This is a genomic window from Photobacterium swingsii, from assembly GCF_024346715.1.
Taxonomy (GTDB): Bacteria; Pseudomonadota; Gammaproteobacteria; order Enterobacterales; family Vibrionaceae; genus Photobacterium; species Photobacterium swingsii.
In genome coordinates this window covers 2,436,941-2,460,359 of sequence record NZ_AP024852.1, presented here as the reverse complement: position 1 = coordinate 2,460,359, position 23,419 = coordinate 2,436,941, and the positions used below count along the sequence as shown (strand labels likewise).

Genomic DNA, 23,419 nt, shown 5'->3' with positions numbered 1-23,419 from the left:
ATATTTTCATTATTAATGGCTGCTTGCTACTGTTTTGTCATCAATTTAAGAGGTGACAAGCTAAATGATTCAGGTTGGAACTACGCGCTATAAAAAAGCGACCTTTGCCCTCGCGCTTGGTTCGTTTTTAGTTTTCTGTAATTTGTACCTATTCCAGCCCGTATTACCGGTAATGGCTGAGCAATTTTCAGTGAGTGCGACTAAGATCAATTGGCTTTTAGCGGCTGGTACATTTAGCCTTGCGATAACCTTAGTACCTTGGGCGGTCGCCTCGGAGTGTGTGGGACGTTATCGCATCATGCTTGTGAGTTTGTTTCTATTGCCTTTGGTCGGTTTGTTGATGTTATGGGCCGATACCCTCTTTTTATTATCGGTAGCGCGGGCACTCATGGGGATAGCGTTAGCTGGGTTTGCCGCGGTGGCTGTTGCGTATATGGCTGAGGAATTTTCAGCGAAGGGATTGATGATCGCCGTAGGGACTTACATTAGTGCCAATTCTTTGGGGGGGATTATTGGGCGTCTATTTGGTGGTATCGTTACTGAGTATTGGGGGTGGCAGACTGCCGTTATTGGTATGGCGATATTTAGCTTTATTGGTGCTTGCGCGGTTTGGTCTTTGCTGCCTAAACAGCAACACTTTACGCCACCTGAAAAAGGCTTTGGACTCAGTCAGCTCCGCGCGCAACATCGTTTTATTGTTCAGCATTTAAAGCAGCGATCACTATGGCTGGCTATGCTCATTGGCGGGATTAATTTTGCTCTGTTCGTTAACTTATACTCGGTGATGGGATTTCGCTTAGTCGCACCGCCGTATTCGATGCCGCTGAGTATTACCTCGATGATTTTTTTATGTTATTTGAGTGGCACCATTACCGCGAAGCTGAGTGGTTGGTGGAGCCAGTCCTTTAACGCAACCTCGGGGATGTTATTGGGTTCAAGTGTGAGTCTCGCGGGAATGTGGATAGCAGCAGTTGAATCTATCCCTGCAATGTTGCTGGGTTTATTACTGATTAGCTCGGGTGCTTTTTTTACTCACTCGTTGGCTTATGCTTGGGTTAGCCGAAAAGCAAAAACGGCAAAAGCCACAGCAACCGCGTTATACCTTGTGCATTATTATGTTAGTGGTAGCTTAGGAGGCTTCTACCTTATTGCTTGCTGGCAGTACGGTGCATGGCATGGGGTAGTGGCTGGTGGCATGGTGTTATACGTAGCACTATTTACCTTGTGTTGCTGGTTACGACGCTATGAAATACAGGTTGCGAAGACAGATAATTTGTCATCCGCAACCTAATATCGAGTGATTTTGTGTTTAGTATTTGAATTGATTAACCACTTTATCTAATTGTTCGGCCATGGCTGAGACCTCGTGGCTACTTTCTGCTGATTGTTGGATCATAGAAACAGTGTGCTGCGCCAGTTCAGAAATATGGGTGATATTTTTATCAATCTCAGCCGATACCATGGCTTGTTGTTCTGACGCTGATGCAATTTGTAAGTTCTTATCTAAAATACCACCGATTGCGTCACCGATACGATTCATAGCGAGTACGGCTGATTGTGTCTGTTCAACCGTGACTGTAGTTTGTTCTTGGCTCTTATGCATGATAGCCACAATTTCTTCAACGCCATTATGTAGGTCTTCAACGGTTTGCTCTATTTCCTTAGTGGAGTGATGAGTATTCTGTGCTAATTGACGTACCTCGTCAGCAACAACGGCAAACCCTCGTCCTTGATCGCCAGCACGAGCCGCTTCGATGGCGGCATTCAATGCCAATAAGTTTGTTTGATCCGTAATATCACGAATGACTGAAATAACTTTATTGATGCTTTGGCTTTGCAGCTCTAGCTGGGTGATGAGTGTTTGCGATGCTGTAATATCTGCGGCTAGACATTGCAAGCTGTTACCTGCCTGTTGGCTGATCTTTTGGCTGGCGAGTGCTTCATTTTGGACATCTTCTACCGCATGCGCCGCATCACCAATATTGGCTGCTATATCATTGCTGGTTGCGAGTAGTTCATTAACAGCAGTCGCAACTGAAGCAGACTCAGCTTGTTGCTGTTCGGCATTGGTCATACTGTGCGTCGATGCTTGATGTGAGTCTTTAGTTGTGCTTGATAGTTGCTGGGCGATAAGGGCAACGTCACGGATAATAGCTTGTAATCGTGCTGTGAATTGGTCGAAAGATTGACTTAATTGGGATAGCTCGTCTTTACCTTTATCATCCATACGAACGGTCAAATCACCTTCTCCAGCTGCAATACTGGCCATGATGGCATTCACTTTGGCTAACCGCTGGCTAATTTGGCGGCTAATGATCAACAAAGCACCACTGATGAGTAATGTAAAACCAAGGCCAATGACGGCGAGTATTATCTCCTCTGTTTGTACGCGTGCACTAATGCTTTTCAGCGTTGTTTTTTCAAGATCTTTTAAGTCTGACTCGACATTGTGAACGGCCGTTCTAAGTTGGCCATATAACCCTTCCGCAGGTGTTAATCCTATGGTCTGATACCCCGCGCTTAATTCATCAAACATGGTTTTATACATCAAAATACTGCGCTTGAGGGGTTGTTTGTCACTGCTGGCTATATGGCTTGCTGAAATAGCCGTCAGCAGGGTGTCAGCGTTATTATCAAATGCGGTGACATGATCGATGTTACTGGTAAGCAGGAAGTCTTTTTCATTACGCCTTAGGGTTAGCAACATGCGACGAAGACGATCATCTGCGGTTAAAAGTATTGCTTCTTCTGCAGCATCGGCCGCTTGGTGAATTTGCCCTTGTAGTCCTTGATCTGGAGTTAATCCGATAAGGATCCTCTGATCGGTGATGAGATTAAATTGGGTGGCATATTGATTGAGAAGTGTGAAGATTTCTAGAAAATCAGCTTGGTTCGCGAGTTCGTAATAATGCAAATTTGACTCGATTTGCTGTAATCGTGTAACTAACGTTTGATAAGTTTGATTAAATTGAACTATGTATTTAGGGTCAAGGCGGCTGAGGAAGTCTTTTTCATATCGACGTAGGGTAAGTAAATCATTTTGGCTGCGTGTTGTCTCTTGGGCTGTGGACTGTAATGTACTTAAATTATCAAAAGCCATTTTTTCGATGAAGCCAAAAGCGATAATACCGCTAACAAGTAATAGCGCGAGGCTAAGTAATTTCCCACGGATTGAATGAACTGAAAGTGCCCTCATAAGCTAACCTTGTTGTCATATTATATATACAACTATAGGCGCATTTTTTATTTTGATGGTTTTGTTTATACCAGTTCTTTGCTGTGGCCGCTCTAGTCTGAGTTTGCTGAAGGGTATTGAGGCTGTACTCGCTGGAAAGCCCTTGGCTATAAGCTTTTCGTTATAGTGAGTAAATTTTTTAAATTCTTATCGCAAGCTACTATCTCCCTATCGCAATAATTGAGTCTATGGAGACAATAGTATGAACCGTAAATCGTTACTAAGTGGACTAATCACAACCTCACTGCTGTTCGCTAGTCTAAGCGCAAATTCAGCCATTGCAGATACTCATCTGGAGGCGAAGAAGAATGAATTGATCGTACTGTCAGCACCTATAACTGGTGATACTTATTACGAAGAACAAGCTGATAATATCTTTGATTTTCATGTGAATTATGCCAAGAAGATTATAAGTAATGGCGATGAGGTCAAGGTTTTGGTTGATGATGGCGCTTACGCCAAGTATGTGAAAGCGTTAGGCAAAGAACATGTTGAAGTGTACCCCATGCTAGATATTTGGATGCGTGATTTTGGTACATCAAATGTCGAAAATGCGGCCATGTTTCGCTATACCGCTGCAGGTCAAGGAGGGGGCAAAAGTGGGCAACGCAAAGCGGATGAAGTACAAGAGGAGTATGCTGAGTTAATTGATGGAGCAGGGTTAGCATTTATTGAAACTGACTTGCTCAATGATGGCGGTAATTTGGTTGATGATTACGCGGGGAATGCAGTGATCAGCCGTAAATTTTTACGAGATAATAAACTGACGGAAGACCAAGCCAGACAAGCACTACAAAAGCTGTTAGGGCTTAAGCATGTCGCGTTTATTGAGTCGGATGAGCAAGGTGGCTTGGAGCACTCCGATGGTGTGGTCGCCTTTGTTGCAGAGAATACCTTGATTGTTAACTCCTACAGTGAAGATCCTGAGTATGCGGAGCAATTAAAAGCCGATTTAAGACGTGGCTTACCGAATGTGAAAATACATGAGATAGTCACTCCGTACGATGCGAGTCATATTTATGATGAGAAATTTGGTAGTGCTTGCGGCTTATATACCAATGCATTGGTTACCCCTGACACTATTTATTTACCACAGTTTGGTATCCCTGAAGACAGCATTGCACTAGCCACTGTTCAGGGCATAACGAACCGTAAGGTGGTGCCTGTTTCATCGGCGGGTATTTGTGCGATGGGTGGAGGGGTGCGCTGTATGTCGACTCAGCTTCGCGGAGTCAATAAGCAAGCATTTTTAGATTATTTCTCCCGAGATTAATTTACTGCCTATATAAGAAAAGCCAGTGTGATACTGGCTTTCTTTGGTATAACAAGTTGTGCCTCGGTTCGATATTAATCGATCGCCATCGCAAGCAAAGAAACAGGGTGAATTGTTTCTAAGTCGGTGTTTTCCTCAATTTGCCATTTACAGGTTTCACAATCGGTAATCGCAAAATCGGCATTGGATTGGCGAATTTGCTTAAACAGTTTTTCACCAATTGCCATCGATGTGTCGTAGTTTTCAGTTTTAAAGCCGTAGGTTCCCGCAAGGCCACAACATTGGCTATCGAGCACGACAACTTCAAGGCCTGGGATCATTTTAAGAAGCTCAATTGTGTATAAGCTGCCACCCGTTCGTTCTAGGTGACACGGGGTATGGTAGACAATTTTCTTATTGATTGGCTTCATTTTTGGCATATCACCATTCATGAAGGCTTTGAGTAAAAAGCGCGTGACGTACTCAATGTTATCAGCCACTTTGCTGTTATCCACTTTAAGTACGTGAGGGTATTCCTCGCGTAGCGTAAATGAACAGGTTGAAGAGGTTGATACGATAGGCGCATCGTACTTTTCAATCGCTTCAGCAAATTTCTTCACATTGAGCTTGGCGTTTTTCTTTGCTTTATCAAAAAAGCCATTGGCGATCAGTGGTACACCACAACATTTCTCTTTATCAAGTAATTGGACACCAATGCTCATGGCATTCATGACTTTGACAAAGTCTTTACCCAGTTGCGGGTGGTTATAGTTTACAAAGCAGCCGTGGAAATAGTGTACTTGTTTTGGGTATAACGCTTGGCTGGTACAGTTTTGTTTGTACCAACGGCGGAATGTACCGTGTGAGTATTTCGGCAGTGATTTATGGTCATGTACGCCAATGGTATGGTGCATGGCTTTTTTCACAGGCTTCAAGCCAGTCACTGCATTTACGATAGGGGCAAAGGGGGTTGCCACCGAGCCCATTAAATCTGTATGACTAAGCACGTAATCACGGATTGTTTTGATGTTCAGCGGCATTTTTGCGTGCTCATCACGCGCTACTGCAATTAAATCACCAATTTTTACGCCAGATGGGCAGGCGGTTTCGCAGCGTTTACAGTTAGTACAAAGCTTGAGTGTTTCATCGTAAAACTCAGGACTTTTCATGCGTAAGCGTTCGCCATCGGGACCACATTGTTTAGGGCCTGGGTATTCTGGGTTCGCTTTTGCTACTGGGCAGTAGACAGTACAAACGGTGCATTTAATACATTGATCGAAGCTAGTGTCTTTTTTTGGAAGGCTCATGCGATAGTCCTTTCTTGTTGTTCTGGTACGTTTTCAATTTCACGTGTGTGGTGAGCTATCATTTGCTCGGCAACAAAGTGGCCAGTACTGATTGCAACACCGCTGCCGCAACCTTCTGTGACAGGATCGTAGTGAGACAGTAATGCGCCTGCACAGTAAAGGTTTTCGATAGCTTGCCCTTGGCGAGATGGCTGTAGGGAGGCATTCGCTTTAACACCCATTTTCATGAAAGGGTGGGCTTGTGGGCTAAAGAAATCGTGTTGATACCAGTTATCGCGATGTGGGATTGTGGATAAATCCAGATTAAAAATAGGTTCAATCACCGCTTGACGTTGTGCTTGCATGCCATGGCTGAAAAAGCTGCCTGTAGCAATCAGAAAGTGGTCAGCAACCAGCGGCATGTCGCGGTGATTTCGGGTATAGATTCTGGCTAATTTGCCATCTTTAAACTCACCTCGTTTCACTTCATCACCCGCTAGGATCAATCCACCAAGGGCTTTGTAGCGAGATTTCATTGCTTCTTCTAAACGTATGCCGAGCAGTGATGGTGGCATGGTAGGTAGCTCACAGATTGTGAAGCCAGTTAAGCCTTCGAGTAGCTTGATGGTTGCTGCGCCGTCACCATTTCCAAATACGGAAGGGAGGACAACCAAATCTGCTTGGCCAACTTGTTGAATTAATGATTTAGCAAACGCGTGCAGTTTAGATTCATCACGTAATACACGTGAAATATCAATTGAACGGAATTCGCAAGGGTTACGCTGCATGATTTCAAAATCAGGCAATTCTACGGCTGCTGTGGTAATTGCAACGTCGGCAAATTGCGGGATTTTTGATAGGTTATCTGCGGTGAGTTCTGGCTGGAAATCACGGAAACCATCTAGTGTAACCAGCGCAATACGGGTTAAGCCTTGCTGTGGTTCAAACATAGGAAACGGATGCACAGTTTGCTGAGATAGCCAAGTTGCGCGAAAGGTACCCATAGGGGTTAGGCGCAAATGGTTGGTGTCATCATCTTGCGCGGTCAGTTGCACACCGCATTCAGCCATCATAGCTTGATACCAATCAAGCGCCGTTTTTACGTTTGATTGGCCTATTTTACAGTAAGGGTGCTCAGGTTGCTGTTGCTCTAAGGCAGCAAACGCTTCGAATGGGTGCGTAACTAACTCACCATTTGGTAAGCGACCGAGTAGATCGATAGAACCCGATGAAAAGTGTAGGGCACTTTGTCCAGCAGCAATAACGGCTGTTTTTAAGCCCGCTTCTGCACAACGAATGGCACAGCTTAGGCCAGCAACACCACCGCCGATAATTAAGCTATCAAATTTCATTGTGCAACCTCACTTTGTGCTTCGATCTTATTGTTCTGTTGGTGGGGCGTACCCACGTCTTTGTTGGTATTAGCTGTTTCGTTATTTATTGCAGTCGCTGGGATATCACCGTTCGGGATATCACTGTTCGGGATATCATGGCTTGCGCTGCCATTGGTAGGGATATCGCTGCCGCCAAATAGGCCTTCATAAATCCAATAGGTGAATTCACCTTCACGTAGCGCATCACCCCAGAAGACAGGTTTAATACCTTTCCAGCGCTCTTCGAGAAATTCGTTTAAAAGCTGACTCGATTGGTTGCCTGTGGTTTTGCCATATTCCGAAAATAGCCCAGCTGCGCGGTAGGAACATAACTCGCCTTGGCATGGCCCCATGCCTACACGTGTACGGCGACGTAAATCCACTAAGTTATGAACGTTTAATTCTTTGATGGCATACTCAACTTCACCGCTGGTGACCATCTCACATTCACAAATAACGGCTTGGCTTTTCTTGTCATTTTTAAGGAATTTATCAGCGCGTTCACCGTGACGGTAATAAGCCGACTGATAAACGGGTTTGGCGAGGCTTGCAGTCTTCTTAACGGTTTTAGATGCTTGCTCAGAACCTGGTAGTGGTACTTCATGAGTGCTACAGGCTGTGGTATTACCGAGTTTCTTAGCCACTAAATCTGTGGTCCATTCAGCCATCATGCGGTAGGTCATGAGTTTACCGCCGGTAATGGTGATAAAGCCTTCCATACCATCACGCTCAGCGTGATCCAGTAATACGATGCCACGGCTAATGTTACGGCCACTGGTATCGCCATCGACGGCAACCAGAGGGCGCACACCAGCATAAGCACGAAGTACGCGAGTGTTAGCCATGATAGGGGCAAGTTTGGTGCCTTCTTCTAGCAGGACATCAATCTCTTTGCTGGTTACATGAAGATCGTCAATTTTATCGTAGTCAATACGCTCAGAGGTGGTACCGATAAGTGAAATGGTGTCACCGGGTACAAGAATGTCTGCGTCTGATGGCTTACGACAGCGGTTGATTACTAAATTGTTAATGCGGTAATCGAGAATAAGCAGTGAACCTTTGGCTGGGAACATCTTGATGTTCAAATCACCATATTCACAAATTTGTTGGCCCCAGATCCCTGCGGCATTGACCACTTGTTTAGCATAAATGTCAAAGCTTTGGCCTGTAGCTGTGTTTAAGCATTTCACGCCTTTGACTGTATCGCCATCGCGAATAAGGCCAGTTACTAGGGTGTGATTGAATAAGCGAGCACCACGTTCAACCGCATCTAATACGTTGGAAGACGCTAAGCGGAAAGGGTCGATTGTGCCATCGGGGACTTTAACAGCGCCGATCATGCTCGGGTTACAGTTAGGTTCAAGGCGCAGTGCGTCTTTAGGTGACAGCTGCTCTACATCAATATCGGCACGTGTACAGGCGTTGATGAAGTTAGCTTGGAAGTCTAGATCATCTTCTGGCAACGAAATGAAAAGGCCTTGAGTATCTTCCACGCAGTGACGGGCAATCTTTTTTAGGATGCGGTTTTCTTGAATACACTCACGGGCAGATTCTTCATCCGTCACGGCGTAGCGAGCACCTGAGTGTAATAGGCCATGGTTGCGGCCTGTCGTGCCGGAAGCGAGATCATCGCGCTCTATTAAAATACATGGAATGCCACGGAGCGCACAATCACGCATGATGCCTGTGCCTGTCGCGCCACCGCCGATGATAACAACGTCTGTTTCATACCAATTATTCATGCTCGTTTTCGCTTATTCTTGTTATTGCCACACCTAAATCACGGAGAAAAAGAACTCAATTACAAGGTAGGGGGGATAAATTCCTTTTCTATGGGGGTAAATATGCCACTTTTTATGCGGGTATTATTTGATCTGTTACACATAAATGAGCGAACGAGCATTCGTTCGCGCTTTATGTGATGGTGAGCGTATCAGGCTTGTGGATATTTGAGCGATTAGGCGGATATTTGTTCGTGCCTGTAAAGGAAAGAGGGTGGAGAGGAAAATTTGAATAGCAAAACGCCTAAATTTTCACCTGGTTTGAATGGCGGGCACTCATAAGATTGGCAATAATTAGGCGCGGGCAGGTAGTAAATGTGATATTGACGGCCAAATGGCAGTTGTGTTGCTAAAAATATCGGATGTATTAGGGGTATTGCAGCATGGTTTCACTACCAACACCTTGTTAAGTCGGATCTTGGTGTTTAAGCAACGGCCTTTCTTCGTTCGTTTTGGCTATACACGTACCCTAATGGGTGAAAACGAGCACAGTCACGTCCTGCGTCTTTACATTCATATAGCGCACGGTCTGCACGTTCGATTAATGAAGATAAACTATCACCTTGGCTCAAACTGCTAATGCCAACAGATGATGTGATGCGGAGTTTTGTATCCATGATGTCGATATCTAACTCTAATGCGCGGAGAGAGTCCAACATGCGATCCGCAATTTCTTGCCCAGTTTGGTGATCGCAGTTAGGTAAAAACAGGATGAACTCTTCCCCACCATAGCGACCAAATAAGTCTGTTTTACGTATTTTTTCTTGTATGAAGTAGGTAAACGCTTTTAAAACGTCATCCCCAGCACCATGGCCCCAAGTGTCATTCACCCGTTTAAATTTATCGATATCAAATAAAAGCACGGTAAAGGGCTGTTTGCTTTGCTCGCATGCCTCTAATGATTTTTGGGCCAGTTGCAGCAACATACGGCGGTTGTAGATCCCCGTTAATGGATCGAGTGTGGCTTGGCGATAGAGGCGCATCAACATATACAGTTTGGATTGTTGCGACCAAATAACCATCAGGGCTAATACGTTTTGTAGCCAGTAATCCGCCATTATCTCGGACGTAAATAAGCGCTGGGCTTTTATATCCACCCCAATTTGGCACACCGCAGTAATAGCAAGTAATCCCAAACTTTCTTTGAGCGTGATAGGTAGAATGGTTAGTACAGCAACATGAAGGATAGGCAGTAAGGTATAACCGTATTCGACACCACTATAAACTTGCGGGAAATCGAGTACAGAGATGCTGTAGATATAGAAGAAATTGATCATCAGCACCAATAACACCATGCTCCACTGTGCTTGATACAGCCTAACGTGATGTTGTGAGTGCCATGCAATTAAGAACAAGCCACCACCAAGCATCAGCCTCGCAATCGCTATGGGTGTACCTTGGTTTTCGGGCAAGAAAAATAAGTCAAACGGGATCCATAAAACAATCAGTATGCCCCACACAACCCCTAATAGCGTGATGCGGCTGCGTAAGTATCCACTACGGGTATTTCTAAAGCTGGTGCTATGTGCAGCGGTACTCCACAAATCAGGTAAGTAGTGTTTTACTGTTCGAAATACCTGATTGATATTTTCATGCATAACCATTCGGCGAGAGATTTCCTTTTTCTTGCGATGAATGAGACTTAGCAAAATGATGTAGATTTTAAGTCTAGGATTATTCACCAAATTGAATAGACTAGCCGTGATGTTGATCCAAAAAATGGTTTGTTGATTGGTCATTAAATAGTGAAAGGGTGATTTGGCAGCGCTTTGCGTCGCTAGTTTGTTATCTGAGAAGCAGATATAATCCTGCACTTTGTTAATACTGATGCCGATGCAGCCGATGCCTTATATTATTTTTCTTATCCCAGCTTTGCTAACAGCTCAGCTTATTTTTACTCTTGTTTTGACTAAAGGCGAGATCTGCCCTGGCCAGCGTGGTCGTGTTCATAAAACGCTACCTGTGTTGTTATTGGGTTGGGTACTGGTGATCCTTCAGTTGCCATTAGCCCTTTTGCCTTTGCTCGCGTTAGCTTACTTCACGATCAAAGTGAAGACAGGAAAAACGCGTGATGCGGGTCCACTTAATATGCTTTCCTTTGCTAATGGCTTAGCAGGCTTAGCTTTATTGTCTGTTCTGTTTCGTGTGAATTTACCGATGGCGGGATTAAGCCTGACATTAGGTGCAGCGCTTGGTGCCTTGTTAGCACATACCTTATTGACTCAAGCGCGTACGCGTTTACAAGCCTTTCACCGTTTACTGCCATTCGGCGGTTTCGCTGGTGCCATTGTGTCGTTGCCGTTTCTCGTTTGGTATTTGTCTCAGTTCGATGAAGCAGCTCTAGCGCCTATAACTTCAAGTGTGATTGCAGCGCTTGTGTCGATGGTTGTTGCTTTGCTTGTTTGGACTGGTCATATAATGCTTAACAAAAAAGCTAATCGCTGGCAGCTACTCGGTTCATTGGGTTTGCTGGTGGTCTCTAGCGGACTGCAACTAAGTTTGTTCTGAATCGAGTTAGATGAAGAAAGCCAGCTGACAATTAGCTGGCTTTTTATTTAGCCGACTTTCTTATAAAACCAAATCCGATGAGCCCTAAAGAAAAGAGCAGGAGTGCGCTTGGCTCTGGTACAAACTTCACATTATCCATTACATAAAAGCCACTGCCGGTTGAGCCGCCTGTAATATTGACACTTGAAAATGCAGTATCAGAAATAAAGCCAAAGAAAGTAATTCCTGAGAATGTGATTGGAAGTGATTGACCTAATACGTGTAATGTAATCCCATCAGCGTCACCTTCTGCAAAATCTGCCGCGAATGCAGATATATCATTGAAAAAGTTAAGGGTTTGGAATTGTGGTTCGGTTCCACCTACAGAGTGAACATCACCAAAAAAGCTCTTGGTACCACCAATAATTGGACCCGTACCTGAAGAATCAATTTCTATAGAGCCGTGATTTTTGTCAATGACAATTTCAAAATCATCTAAAGTAAACGTATCACCAGCTTGTGATGCTGTGACAGAGGGTGACATTTCAAAATCTTCTTGGGAATAAGAACTGACAGCTGCTTCCCATAAGGCGCTGTCAGTAAAGGTAGTAATTGTGACAGAGTGAGCTGTGCTAGATAATAGAGTACAGCTTATTAATAAAAATTTAGTGAATAAATTCATCAGTCTTACCTTTAATAATTGATATTGATATAAACTAAGCATGTAGTGTGCCATTAATTTATCTGTTTGATTTATATCGTTTTATATTTGGTCTGTAATAGCTGAGCATCTAGCGGTGTAAGATATGCTGACAGTTGAGCCTCTGCTTTATTTGGCGAACCATTTAAAACTCACTACCCTTAAAGTGAGTTTGATTCTGAGACAAGGGGTGGAGGAAGTATGGAAATTAATAATCTGCTCAAGCTGGATGGGCACATAGTGCTTGGCATTGTGAACGAAAAACTGCGCTTAGAATGCAACTCAGTTGATGAGTTACTAAGCCGTTATGAACTCGATAACGATGAACTGATGGAAAAAATGGCGGAGTTGGGTTTTCAATACGATCCGATTAATAATCAGTTTAAATAGTTAAAGCGCTAATGAAGATAATGGGCAAAAGCCTCTCTTGTTCTTGTGTTAAGTAAACAGAAGAACAGTAGAGGCTTTATTGTTGATTACGCAGCTTTTATTCCTTCTAAATGCGTCTGGCACTGCTGTCTGGCTGTCGCAAAAAAAGCCTGCAAGTAATGGCGTTGGTTTTCTGATGCGCGAATAGCCGCATACAAGCGTCGCCATAATCCCTTGCCTAACGGTTTACTGACGATCAATCCCTGCCGTGAAAAATCATGAATCGCCCAGTTAGGCAACGCAGCGACCCCGAGATCTGCCGACACCATCTGTACCAACATCAGGGTATTATCTGCTTGTTTCCATCTCTTCGGTTCTATATTGGCTGGTTGTAGAAAGTGTCTCACCACATCCAGTCGATTTTTTTGAACAGGGTAGCTCAGCATGGTTTGGTCAAGAATGTCTTCTGGTTCGATAAAATCTTTATCGGCTAATGGCGATTGTGGCGAAACGACCAAGCGCATTTCAAAATCGAACAGGGGCTCGTAGTGCACTTCGTTACGAGGCTGGATATCTGACGTAATCACCAAGTCTAATTCGCCACTGGTTAACGCAGGTATGGGCTCGAAGCCAAATCCGGAGGAAAAGTCCAGTGATACTGAAGGCCAATGGATCTGGTATTCCTTCAACGCGGGCATGAGCCATTGAAAACAAGAATGGCAGTCAATTGCCATGTGTAATCGGCCATGGGCATCTTCTTTTAAATTGGCGAGAGCGTGTTCAGCCTTGGTAATACGAGGAAATATTTCATCAGCCAGCTTTAACAGAATATCGCCTTCAGGGGTGAAGCGAACAGGACGAGTTTTACGCAAAAAAAGTTGTCCGCCTAAGCGTTGTTCTAAATCTTTCAGCTGATGTGACAGAGCCGATTGCGTTAAGCAAAGCGTATTCGCGGTCGCAGTTAACGAGCCTGTATCGCGTAACACCGATAGGGTGCGGAGATGCTTTATCTCGATCATTAGCTTTCTTCAATATCCGTTTGAATAAATTAATCAAATTCAATGTAACTGTATTTTATAGAAGTGTAAACATCCAGATGGCTATATATGGTGCGGCTCAATATGAATGCATTGCATTATGCTTGTGGTTGATTATGAATTTTATTCAATTTGAATGTGAGTGATTCGAGATTGTCGAAATTGAGTGGGTACGGCATTGTTTAGATATCCAGACTTCTGAAGGAATTAGAATAATGACAACGAACTCAACAGTAACGCCAGCAGCAAAAGATGCAGCAAAAACAGTAACGCACATTCTTGGTTACCCTCGTATTGGCTCTCAGCGTGAATTGAAATTTGCACTTGAAAAGTATTGGCGTGGTGAGATTGATCAGAATGAATTAAAAGAAGTTGGTAGCTTACTGCGTCATCGCCACTGGAGTGACCAAGTGGGTGCTGGCTTGGATTATGTAACCGTGGGTGACTTTGCTTGGTATGATCATGTGCTAGGTACTAGCATGCTTTTAGGTCATATTCCACAGCGCCATAATAATGGCTTCCCCGATTTAGATACCCTGTTCCGTGTGGGACGTGGTAAAGCACCAACGGGCTGTGCGTGTGCCGCATCAGATATGACAAAGTGGTTTAATACGAATTACCACTATATTGTGCCTGAGTTTACCAAGGAGGATGAATTCAATGTCAGCTGGCAACAGCTCTTTGAAGAAGTGGCTGAAGCGAAAAAAGCGGGTCACGATGTAAAGCCTGTTCTGCTAGGCCCTGTCTCTTACTTATGGCTAGGTAAAGAAAAAGAAGAAGGTTTTGATCGTTTATCTTTATTGCCGCGTTTGCTCACAGCGTACCAACAAATCCTCAATAAGCTATCAGGGCTTGGCGTCGAGTGGGTACAAATTGATGAACCTGTGTTGGCACTTGAATTACCTAAAGCATGGTCCGATTCATTTAAATTGGCTTACCAAGTTTTAAAAGGTGATACCAAATTACTGCTAACAACCTACTTCGACAATATTACGCACCATCTGGATAAAATTGTTGAACTGAATATTGATGGTCTGCATCTAGATTTATCAGCATCGCCTGAACAGTTGAACGATGTGGTGGCAAAGCTTCCATCCTCTTGGGTGCTATCAGCTGGTGTCGTCAATGGTCGTAATGTATGGCGTGCCGATTTATCAGCGCAACTTGAGCGCTTAGCACCTGTTAAAGCAGCATTAGGTGAGCGCCTATGGGTGGCCAGCTCCTGTTCTTTACTGCATAGCCCAATTGATTTGGATTTAGAAACCGAGATTGAACCTGAGGTCCGTCAGTGGCTGTCATTCGCTAAACAAAAATGCCGTGAAGTCACCTTGCTTGCACATGCACTTGATGGTGATGCCATTGCAAAAGCTGAATGTGATAAATATAGCGCACCGATTAAAGCCCGTGTAACCAGCGAGCGCGTAAACAATGCAGATGTTCGTCAACGCACAAATGCAATTACCGCAGCGTTGGCTGAGCGCAAAGCGCCGTATAGTGAACGTGCTCGCCAGCAGCGTAAAGCTTTGGGATTACCGCTATTGCCGACGACGACGATTGGTTCGTTCCCACAAACTAATGAAATTCGTACACAGCGTCGAGATTTCAAAGCAGGGCGACTGACAGAGGCGGATTATAATACTGCATTGAAAGGACATATTGCTGATGCGATAGCGCGTCAAGAAGCGTTGGATCTCGATGTCTTCGTCCATGGTGAAGCTGAACGTAACGACATGGTGGAATACTTTGCAGAATTGCTCGAAGGGTTTGCTGTAACCCGCTTTGGTTGGGTACAAAGCTACGGTTCTCGCTGTGTTAAACCTGCAGTAATAGTGTCAGATATTTATCGAGCACAACCAATGACAGTTGACTGGGCAACGTATGCACAATCGTTAACCGAGAAGCCAGTAAAAGGCATGCTGACAGGCCCTGTCACTATTTTAGGTTGGACTTTCCCACGTGAAGATCTCACCCGTGAACAAATTGCCAATCAGATTGCCTTAGCGTTGCGTGATGAGGTGTCCGATCTTCAACAAGCTGGAATTAATATTATTCAAATAGATGAGCCAGCGATACGTGAAGGTCTACCACTGAAAGCGAGCCAGTGGCAAACATATCTAGACTGGGCAGTGAATGCTTTCAAGATTTCAGCGGCTAGTGCTGAACCTGAGACGCAAATTCATACGCACATGTGTTATAGCGAATTTAACCACATTATTCAGTCTGTTGCTGCGCTAGATGCGGATGTGATTACGATTGAAACATCGCGTTCAGACATGGAATTGTTAAAAGCATTTGAAGAGTTTGCTTATCCAAATGAAATTGGTCCTGGTGTTTACGATATTCACTCACCAAATATCCCATCAGTTGAGCAAATTATTCACTTAGTTGAAAAGGCTGAAGGACTGATCCCTGCAGAACGCTTATGGATTAACCCAGACTGTGGCTTGAAAACTCGTAACTGGGAAGAGACAGAAGCTGCACTGAAAAATCTAGTAACAGCTGCTAAAACCTTACGGAAACAATGGCAAGCAAAAGCGGTTTAACTCCGCGATTATAAAGGTTATTTACTATCGTGGCCTTAAGTTTAAAAGACGCACTTATTGTGCGTCTTTTTTATTTATTAGTAAAAGAAAAGTGCTAGTGATAGCAAAAAACAGAAACATGGGACTGGTAATACATTTTTTTTGTTCTAACAATGGAAAGATAAATGAATAAAAAGGGTTCCAATGGGAAAGCGACTTTACAGAATAACCTTAATTTCAGCTATCATGGGGGTCATAATATCCAGCGTGTTCTTTTGGTTGTTCTATCAGGTAGAAACAAAAAACATCGAGCGTGAATTTCAAGATGAAATAAACGATAAAGCGCTTTCATACTATAAGGGATTAAAATTTAATATTGAGTCTGTCTATGCGCTCAAAGCTCACTTTGATAATAACGAAATAATTTCATCATCATCTTTTGCCGCTGAATCCGCTTATATATTAAGTCGTCATACTAAGGTACAAGCACTGGAATGGATCCCGCGTGTTTCTCATGATGAAAGGGCTGCCGTTGAGGCGCAAGGTCGTGCGCATTACAATGGTTTTCAATTTACTGAGCGCTTAAGTTCAGGGGAAATGGGGGTAGCAACAGAGCGTGATTATTATTACCCCGTTTTTTATCTTGAACCACTAGAAATGAATGAAGCGGCAATGGGGTATGATCTGAATTCAAACTCTCGTCGTCGTGAAGCCATGTCCAGGGCAATAAATACGGGGGATGTGCAACTTTCTGAAGGCATAAAGTTGGTTCAATCTCCCGATGATCGAATAGGGGTGCTTGCTTTAGTGCCTGTTTTTAATATACCGATTAAGGCAAATAAAGAAGAATCGTTACGGGGCTTTATCTTGGGGGTTTTCGACATTCAGTCGATATTTTCTGCAATATACAGAGGCGGTGAAGACCAAGAAATATCCATTACGCTATGGGATGCCACGATACCGGCTAATAAGTCAGTGCTATTTTCACGAGACATAGTGAGTAGTGCCCATGGTGAGTTGCTATCGCACTATCGCTATACGCGGTCGGTAATGAATTATGCTGGGCGTCGTTGGGTACTTGAAGCCGTACCAAGTCGACAGTATTTCTCTGCTCGTAGAACACAAACACCTTGGTGGGTATTTATTCTCGGTAATGTTTTCTTTGGTTTATCAACGTGGATGGCGTTTGTTGCGGCAAGAAAAAATGAAGCGATGCAAAGGGCTTTAGATGAAAAGAATGCGCAACTTAATGAAGCCAATGAAAAGTTAGAGCGCCTAACCAAAACAGATGCACTCACTGGCATCGCGAATCGACGCTATTTCGATGAGTACTTCGAGAAAGAGTTTTTACGCTCTAAACGAGAATCTAAGCCGTTAGCCTTGCTTATTTTTGATATAGATTGCTTTAAGCAATTTAATGATACCTATGGACACCAAGCTGGCGATCGTTGTTTGCGGTTAGTGGCGACAGAATTAGAGCGAGTATTAAAGCGCCCAGCTGATCGTATAGCGCGCATTGGTGGTGAAGAATTTGCTGTCTTGCTGCCGAATACTACCCGTGGAGAAGTCGTGGCAAAGCAATGTAAAACAGCTATAGAGCGGATAGCGATTGAACACAAAACGGCAAGCCATGCCAAGGTTGTGACTGTTTCGGTTGGTGTCGTGTCCGTGATTAAGATCGATAACCAAACACCAGATTCGCTTTTTAATCTTGCCGACTCGGCTTTGTATCAGGCGAAATCAGCTGGTAGAAATGCAGTTAGGTGTATCAAGGTGCTTCCTGAGGTAACTTCAGATCTTGTGACATTATGCTGACAGTTAATAATAGGGTGTGACCACGCGGCATAAAAAAAGCGAAGCATAAAAGATGCTTCGCTTTTTTATGTCATTAGAAAATATTGAGTATAGCGATTCAATATTTTCAGTACTCATTACAGGATATTATTTAGCGTCACGCTCGAATGTTAGCGTGTGCTCAGCACCTTTTAGCGTCAGTTGGTTGCCGCTAATTGTTGCTTCACTCCAATCACTCAGTGTTTGTGCGAAAGTGTTTTCTAGTGCCATTGCAGGCTCTGGGCAAGCCATCATAGTCATACCCATTTTATCTAGACGTACTTTACCTTCTTTGTATTCAGCTTGGCCAAAGAAGCGGTTACAGCCAGCAAGGCCATTTGCATTCATATCAGCGCCTAGCTCTAGGTTAGGGGCTTTCATTGGCTCTGGCAGTTCAAGCGTTTTGCTATCAACTTGAGTTAATACCCAGTTGTTATTGATCAGTGCTTGTTCTGATGCGACTTGAGCTGTGTTGTTGCTTGCACATGCCGCTAAAATTACAGGAAGAGCAAGGGCTGCTAAAAAACGCTTTTTCATAATAGGTTTCCCCAATAAGTAATGGCTAGCCATTAGATAATAAAGTTTCTCACAATGAGAATGGACATCATTATAACGTTAAATGTTGAATAATTGCTTGATGAGATAGCAATTAATGACTAATAATTTTCAACACAACAATCAGTAATATTGCTTTAAAACCACTTATTTATAATGTCTAACAGATGAAAACACTATGGCATGGCTTTTTATCTGTTTTGTTAGCACTGAGTCAATTTTACAATGTTCATCATCTTAGATGGCGCAATCTTAGTCGCGTTTTACTTTCGCTAGGCTCGCAGCTTCAGCATCCGCGACATGTAAGTGTACGTCTTGTTGGGGGAAGGGAATCGAGAGCCCAACTTCATCAAATCGACGTTTTACTTCACGTGTGACATCCCAGTATACGTCCCAGTAGTCTTCTGTTTTCACCCATGGCCTTACGATATAGTCCACAGATGAGGTATTAAGAGTGTGTAGTTTGATGGTTTTTTCCGGTTGGCGAAGTACCATAGGGTGCTCGTCGATGATGTCGTTAAACACTTTTTCTGCGAGCTCTAAATCATCGCTATAACCTATACCAAATATCATATCCACCCGACGAACACGCTCATGCGTGACGTTTTTGATGGTATCGCCCCAAATTTTACTGTTAGGAACAATTAAGATCTGGTTATCAAAGGTCTTGATGGTGGTACTGACTAGGCTCATGTGACTAACCTTGCCTGAAACGCCACCGGCTTCAACAAAATCCCCGACATCAAAAGGGCGATAAATCAATAGCATCATGCCAGATGCAAAGTTTGAAAGGGTGTCTTGTAATGCAAAACCAATAATGACACCAGCAACCCCGAACCCCGTTAATATTGGGGTTAAATCGAGCCCGATTTGCGATAGCGCAATCAGTAAACCGATACAAAATACCCCTTTGCCAGACATAGACACAAAGAACTCTTGCATCAATTGAGACATGCGTAGGTTAGGGGATGAGACGGCTTTTTTAACCATTTTACTGGTGATGTTTTTCAGAATGCGGAAAACAGCAATGATGATGATAAACACAAACAGTTTGAATAACATTTGTGGGGCGTTATCAACCACCCAGTGGCTCAGATCTTCAAGGTTGTTACGGACAATAGAAAGGAGCACTGCAACGTTGAGTAAATCATTTGTCACGTTACCTGTTTGCTCAAAGATTTGCTTTTTATAATCGGCAGTATCGACAGACATTTGATCGGCCAGCTTGATGAATGCCTGCATATTGGTGAGATCACTGGCGAGCTGACGTTCAGATAATATATGCAGAAGCTGCAATGACCCTTTTTCACTTTCTGTCGCGGCTTTTAATTGTTTATTCAGTGTTTGCTCTTGCTGGCTATTAAAAGTCAGAGAGGCAGATAAGTACTCTAATTTATGTTCAATGTTATTAACTAGCGCGTTTTTTTGTTTACTGGTATCTATGCCTAGATCGGCAAGCCAATGATAATTTGTCCATTGTTGGCTTAGTAGGCGCTGAATATAACTGCGAATCTCTTGTACTTTCTTTTGGGTTAGTAACTTTTGCTCATCGCCAAGCGTATCGAGTTTTTGTTCATCAGCGTTAACTTTTTTTGTCAGAAAAACAATAGCTTCTTCGATGAACTTAACTTGGTAATTGACCTGTTCAAGCACGAATGAATGATAAGGTTTGATTGTTTCATCATCTTGCTTTGAACGGTTAACCAAGTCTGCAATAACTTCACGTAGCTCTTCATTTTTGTTGATCAGCTGTAGGCTAACAACATTTTGAGCTGAACCTGTAGAGGTTTTTGATTCACTCAGTAGTTCTTTTAATTCCGTATTTAATGTTTTTATTTGAGTAATTGCGGCAGGTTTCTGGTCAGGCGGCGCTGCTGATGTTTCTTCCGTATTTGCCCACACCCACGATGAAAACATCAATAAAAGAATGCAAATCAAACGCATGAAATGGTACTCCTAAAAAACCCGAACAATTAATAGCATATCAAGCGAATGCTACTGGTTAGTCAAAATTCTACGATAACGATTTTTAGCATAAACCAAGTGCTTACATTATTACTTGGGCTTTGCTGTGGCTACTGCATTGGCTAGATTTTATTAAGTTAAGCAGACCTAGGTGTTTTTGTGATATCGATTCAAGTCAAAGAGTACAAATATCACTCTATAATTTATGGCCTGCGATGGGTGAAAATGATGATAGTGATCAAAATATCCATAATTAATAATACCTTAGTCACGTATTTTTACCTTGTAAGAAGAATTTTGCTATTGGTGTCATTTATACTTACAGGCTTAATTATAACAATATCATCTGTCAACATGAGATAGAAAAACGTTAGTAGGTATAGGTACATGGAAAAGTTATTTAAAAGGCAATTATTAGTCTTATTGTGTTCTGCTGGTCTGTTGGGGGGGTGTGCATCAACTTATGAAGATGGCCTATCAGCATTACAAGATGGAGAACCTGCAAAGGCACAAGAAATTTGGTTAGAGCTTGCAGAGGAAGGCAATGTTGATGCCATGTATGGCATCTATGATCTAGCAAGTAGCCGTTATAATCGTGTTTCTGACTCTGATATCGAGTGGTTGAAGAAAGCTGCCGATGCCGGTATGGCAAAAGCACAGTATCAATATGGTCTTATTACTTTTAATGACAAGCAGTTTTCGAAAGGCCATCAGTATATTAAACAGGCGGCAACACAGGGGCAGCCTGAGGCTATTAAGTTTGTCGAACGCTATAAGCCAACGCTCAAGACTTTCTTATCGGCAGAGAAAGGAAATCGTGTTGCTGAGTATAACTTAGGTGTGCATTACGCCAATGGTACTCAAGGTTTAAATAAAAACAGTAAAGAAGCAGCGAGTTGGTATTTAAAATCAGCCAAACAAGGTTATGCATCTGCTCAAAATAACCTCGGCATTATGTATGAAGAGGGAAAGGGAGTTACTAAGAATGCTACAGAGGCCGTAAAGTGGTATCAAAAAGCTGCCGATCAAGGGTTGGCCTCGGCTCAATTTAATCTGGGTGATCTTTATGAGAAAGGCCGTGGCGTAAGGCGCGACTACCGAAAAGCGGTAGAGCTTTATATGAAAGCTGCCGAGCAAGGGTTAGCCGGTGCGCAAAACCAGCTTGGTAATCTTTACCTCGATGGGAAAGGTGTTAAGAAAGACGGGAAAAAAGCACTTGAATGGCATACCAAATCTGCTAATCAGAATCTCGCTGCGGGGCAATACAATCTAGGACAATCCTATTACTTTGGCTATGCAGGTACAGTGGATAAAAAAGCCGCAGCATATTGGTTCAAGCAAGCGGCGTTGCAAGGTCATGTTAGCGCACAAGGTAATATGGGGGTTTTGTATAGTAATGGTGAAGGGGTTGAACAAAACTACCAGCAAGCCGTTAAGTGGTTAACCAAAGCGGCTGAGCAAGGCAATAGTAATGCGCAGTATGTATTGGGTAACCGTTACTACAACGGTGAGGGGGTTAATAAGAGCCTTTCATCTGCAGCTAAGTGGTATGGCAAGGCGGCTAAACAAGGTCACGTAGATGCACAATTTAAATACGCTAATAGCTATGCATTTGGAGATGGCAATACTAAGAGCAACCGCACGGCATTCACTTGGTACAAAAAAGCAGCAGAACAAGGACACACTACGTCACAATATAACTTAGGTGTTATGTATGACAATGGTGAGGGTACTGCTGAAGATAATCAGGCTGCGTTTAACTGGTATAGCAAAGCGGCGAAGAGTGATCATGCTTCTGCGCAAAATAACCTAGGGCTGCTATACAAAAAAGGTCAGGGCGTTAAGAAAAACTACGCGTGGGCAGCGTATTGGTTTGCGAAATCCGCGAAGCAAGGTAATAAGCTAGCTAAGAATAATATTAAAGACGCATTGGCTAAGTTGAATAAATTTAAAACCAATGCGTCAACAGTGAATATTTTGTCTGCAACCAACACTAACAGCAATGTGGTGAAGAAGCTGTCAAAAGGGACATATGTCTATAGCCTAGGCAGTAACGAGACTTGGACGGAAGTGCTTGATATAAACAATTACACCTTGGGTTATGTCAAATCTGATCAGCTAGTGAAAAATGTGCCTGTGAAGCCGAAGAAAACAGCACAAGTTAGCTACGATCCATACCCGGCTAAACCACGTGCTAAAGCGGGCTTTGTCACTTGTAATACTAAATGTACTAACGGTAACTGTTACCGTACTTACTCGGATGGCCGCAAAGTACATTTCCAAGCCAAACAAAAATGGAATGCGTTTACTTCACAGTTTGAATGGGATTCAGGTGGCTGCTAATCGATATACAGGTGTGCGTCATCATTGATGCGCCACGTGAATGAGTTACCTATTAGAACGGCTTTCTTCGGAAAGCCGTTTTTGTTTTCAAAAAGAAGGGAAGATTGCGAGATATATTGCGTATTGTGTACGTATAGCCGCGAAGACCTGATATGAAGGCATACTTGTTTTGCATTAATCTGCTGTTTACACTGCAAAAAGTAAGAGTCCATGTTTTCATTTGGAAAGTATTAAATGCAGCTGTTATTCAATTTCATTCGTCGGTATTGGCTAGTTATTGCAGCAATCAATTTAACCTTGATTACTGTGTTGTCATTGACTCCTTTAGCTGAATTGCCGACCGTACCCGGCACCGACAAAACTCACCATTTCATCGCGTATGGTGCGTTGATTTTTAGCGTAGCCCTGAGAAGACCAAAACGTTGGTTATGGATAGCTTTGTTCTTCTTTTGTTGGAGTGGCGTAATTGAACTGCTTCAACCCTATGTGAACCGCTATGGTGAATGGCTGGATTTATTAGCCAATGGTACGGGCTTGCTGTGTGGCATTGCGTTAGCGTTTATCGTTGAAAAGCTGTTTTTAACAAAATAAAAAAAGCCCCCTTACTAGAAGGGGGCAATAGTACCATCGCTTTTATTATTCGTTTCAATACGGCAACTGAGGAATAAAGAAGACCAGTGC

Annotated in this window: 17 protein-coding genes; 8 read left to right on the top strand and 9 right to left on the bottom strand. The window is 43.3% G+C overall.

Features of this window, described 5'->3' with window-relative positions; translation table 11 throughout:
- Positions 1-64: 64 nt before the first annotated feature.
- Complete coding sequence (locus OCU77_RS11240; RefSeq protein WP_048899520.1) at positions 65-1,291, top strand: MFS transporter; 1,227 nt, start codon at positions 65-67, stop codon at positions 1,289-1,291.
- An 18-nt stretch (positions 1,292-1,309) separates the two neighbouring features.
- On the opposite strand, the gene OCU77_RS11235 is transcribed toward OCU77_RS11240, so the two are convergent.
- Positions 1,310-3,196, bottom strand: a complete 1,887-nt coding sequence (locus tag OCU77_RS11235; RefSeq protein WP_048899521.1) for a methyl-accepting chemotaxis protein — start codon at positions 3,194-3,196, stop codon at positions 1,310-1,312.
- A gap of 241 nt (positions 3,197-3,437) precedes the next feature.
- Between OCU77_RS11235 and OCU77_RS11230 the strand changes: the two genes are divergently transcribed.
- On the top strand, positions 3,438-4,508 hold the full coding sequence (locus OCU77_RS11230; RefSeq protein WP_084711819.1) for an agmatine deiminase family protein: 1,071 nt from the start codon (positions 3,438-3,440) through the stop codon (positions 4,506-4,508).
- Positions 4,509-4,582: 74 nt separating this feature from the next.
- Here the strand turns inward: OCU77_RS11230 and glpC are convergent, their stop codons facing one another.
- The 4 genes from glpC to OCU77_RS11210 form a co-directional block, all read right to left on the bottom strand.
- A complete protein-coding gene (gene glpC / locus OCU77_RS11225; RefSeq protein WP_107302523.1) occupies positions 4,583-5,794 on the bottom strand; it encodes an anaerobic glycerol-3-phosphate dehydrogenase subunit GlpC in 1,212 nt (403 codons plus the stop codon).
- Entirely contained in the window at positions 5,791-7,125 is a 1,335-nt protein-coding gene (glpB, locus tag OCU77_RS11220; protein WP_107302522.1) for a glycerol-3-phosphate dehydrogenase subunit GlpB, read from the bottom strand. Before glpB ends, glpC begins: the two co-directional genes overlap by 4 nt.
- Positions 7,122-8,888, bottom strand: a complete 1,767-nt coding sequence (gene glpA, locus OCU77_RS11215; RefSeq protein ID WP_107302521.1) for an anaerobic glycerol-3-phosphate dehydrogenase subunit A — start codon at positions 8,886-8,888, stop codon at positions 7,122-7,124. Before glpA ends, glpB begins: the two co-directional genes overlap by 4 nt.
- Positions 8,889-9,352: 464 nt before the next feature.
- On the bottom strand, positions 9,353-10,531 hold the full coding sequence (locus OCU77_RS11210; protein WP_162845610.1) for a GGDEF domain-containing protein: 1,179 nt from the start codon (positions 10,529-10,531) through the stop codon (positions 9,353-9,355).
- 238 nt (positions 10,532-10,769) lie between these two features.
- On the opposite strand from OCU77_RS11210, the gene OCU77_RS11205 reads away from it, so the two are divergent.
- Entirely contained in the window at positions 10,770-11,435 is a 666-nt protein-coding gene (locus OCU77_RS11205; protein WP_107302537.1) for a hypothetical protein, read from the top strand.
- A gap of 43 nt (positions 11,436-11,478) precedes the next feature.
- Here OCU77_RS11205 and OCU77_RS11200 read toward each other — a convergent pair whose 3' ends face one another.
- On the bottom strand, positions 11,479-12,096 hold the full coding sequence (locus OCU77_RS11200) for a PEP-CTERM sorting domain-containing protein (RefSeq protein ID WP_048899525.1): 618 nt from the start codon (positions 12,094-12,096) through the stop codon (positions 11,479-11,481).
- Between the two features lie 219 nt (positions 12,097-12,315).
- On the opposite strand from OCU77_RS11200, the gene OCU77_RS11195 reads away from it, so the two are divergent.
- A complete protein-coding gene (locus tag OCU77_RS11195) occupies positions 12,316-12,504 on the top strand; it encodes a DUF4250 domain-containing protein (protein WP_048899526.1) in 189 nt (62 codons plus the stop codon).
- Between the two features lie 86 nt (positions 12,505-12,590).
- On the opposite strand, the gene metR is transcribed toward OCU77_RS11195, so the two are convergent.
- Positions 12,591-13,502 (bottom strand): HTH-type transcriptional regulator MetR, encoded by a 912-nt coding sequence (gene metR / locus OCU77_RS11190; RefSeq protein WP_048899527.1) that lies wholly within the window; start codon positions 13,500-13,502, stop codon positions 12,591-12,593.
- A 233-nt stretch (positions 13,503-13,735) separates the two neighbouring features.
- Here metR and metE point away from each other — a divergent pair, with 233 nt between their 5' ends.
- Positions 13,736-16,063 carry a 5-methyltetrahydropteroyltriglutamate--homocysteine S-methyltransferase gene (metE, locus tag OCU77_RS11185; RefSeq protein WP_048899528.1) on the top strand — a complete coding sequence of 776 codons (2,328 nt, stop codon included), beginning with the start codon at positions 13,736-13,738 and terminating at the stop codon, positions 16,061-16,063.
- A 183-nt stretch (positions 16,064-16,246) separates the two neighbouring features.
- Positions 16,247-17,857, top strand: a complete 1,611-nt coding sequence (locus OCU77_RS11180) for a CHASE domain-containing protein (protein WP_107302519.1) — start codon at positions 16,247-16,249, stop codon at positions 17,855-17,857.
- 126 nt (positions 17,858-17,983) lie between these two features.
- Here the strand turns inward: OCU77_RS11180 and OCU77_RS11175 are convergent, their stop codons facing one another.
- Both OCU77_RS11175 and OCU77_RS11170 read right to left on the bottom strand, forming a co-directional pair.
- The gene (locus tag OCU77_RS11175) at positions 17,984-18,412 is read right to left on the bottom strand and encodes an META domain-containing protein (protein ID WP_048899531.1); all 429 of its coding nucleotides are present in this window, start codon (positions 18,410-18,412) and stop codon (positions 17,984-17,986) included.
- Positions 18,413-18,682: 270 nt separating this feature from the next.
- Positions 18,683-20,374: a mechanosensitive ion channel family protein gene (locus tag OCU77_RS11170; RefSeq protein ID WP_048899532.1), complete on the bottom strand. Its 1,692-nt coding sequence runs from the start codon at positions 20,372-20,374 to the stop codon at positions 18,683-18,685.
- Positions 20,375-20,782: 408 nt separating this feature from the next.
- Between OCU77_RS11170 and OCU77_RS11165 the strand changes: the two genes are divergently transcribed.
- A complete protein-coding gene (locus tag OCU77_RS11165; RefSeq protein ID WP_048899533.1) occupies positions 20,783-22,738 on the top strand; it encodes an SEL1-like repeat protein in 1,956 nt (651 codons plus the stop codon).
- 234 nt (positions 22,739-22,972) lie between these two features.
- On the top strand, positions 22,973-23,329 hold the full coding sequence (locus OCU77_RS11160) for a VanZ family protein (RefSeq protein ID WP_048899534.1): 357 nt from the start codon (positions 22,973-22,975) through the stop codon (positions 23,327-23,329).
- The last annotated feature ends 90 nt before the right edge of the window (positions 23,330-23,419 follow it).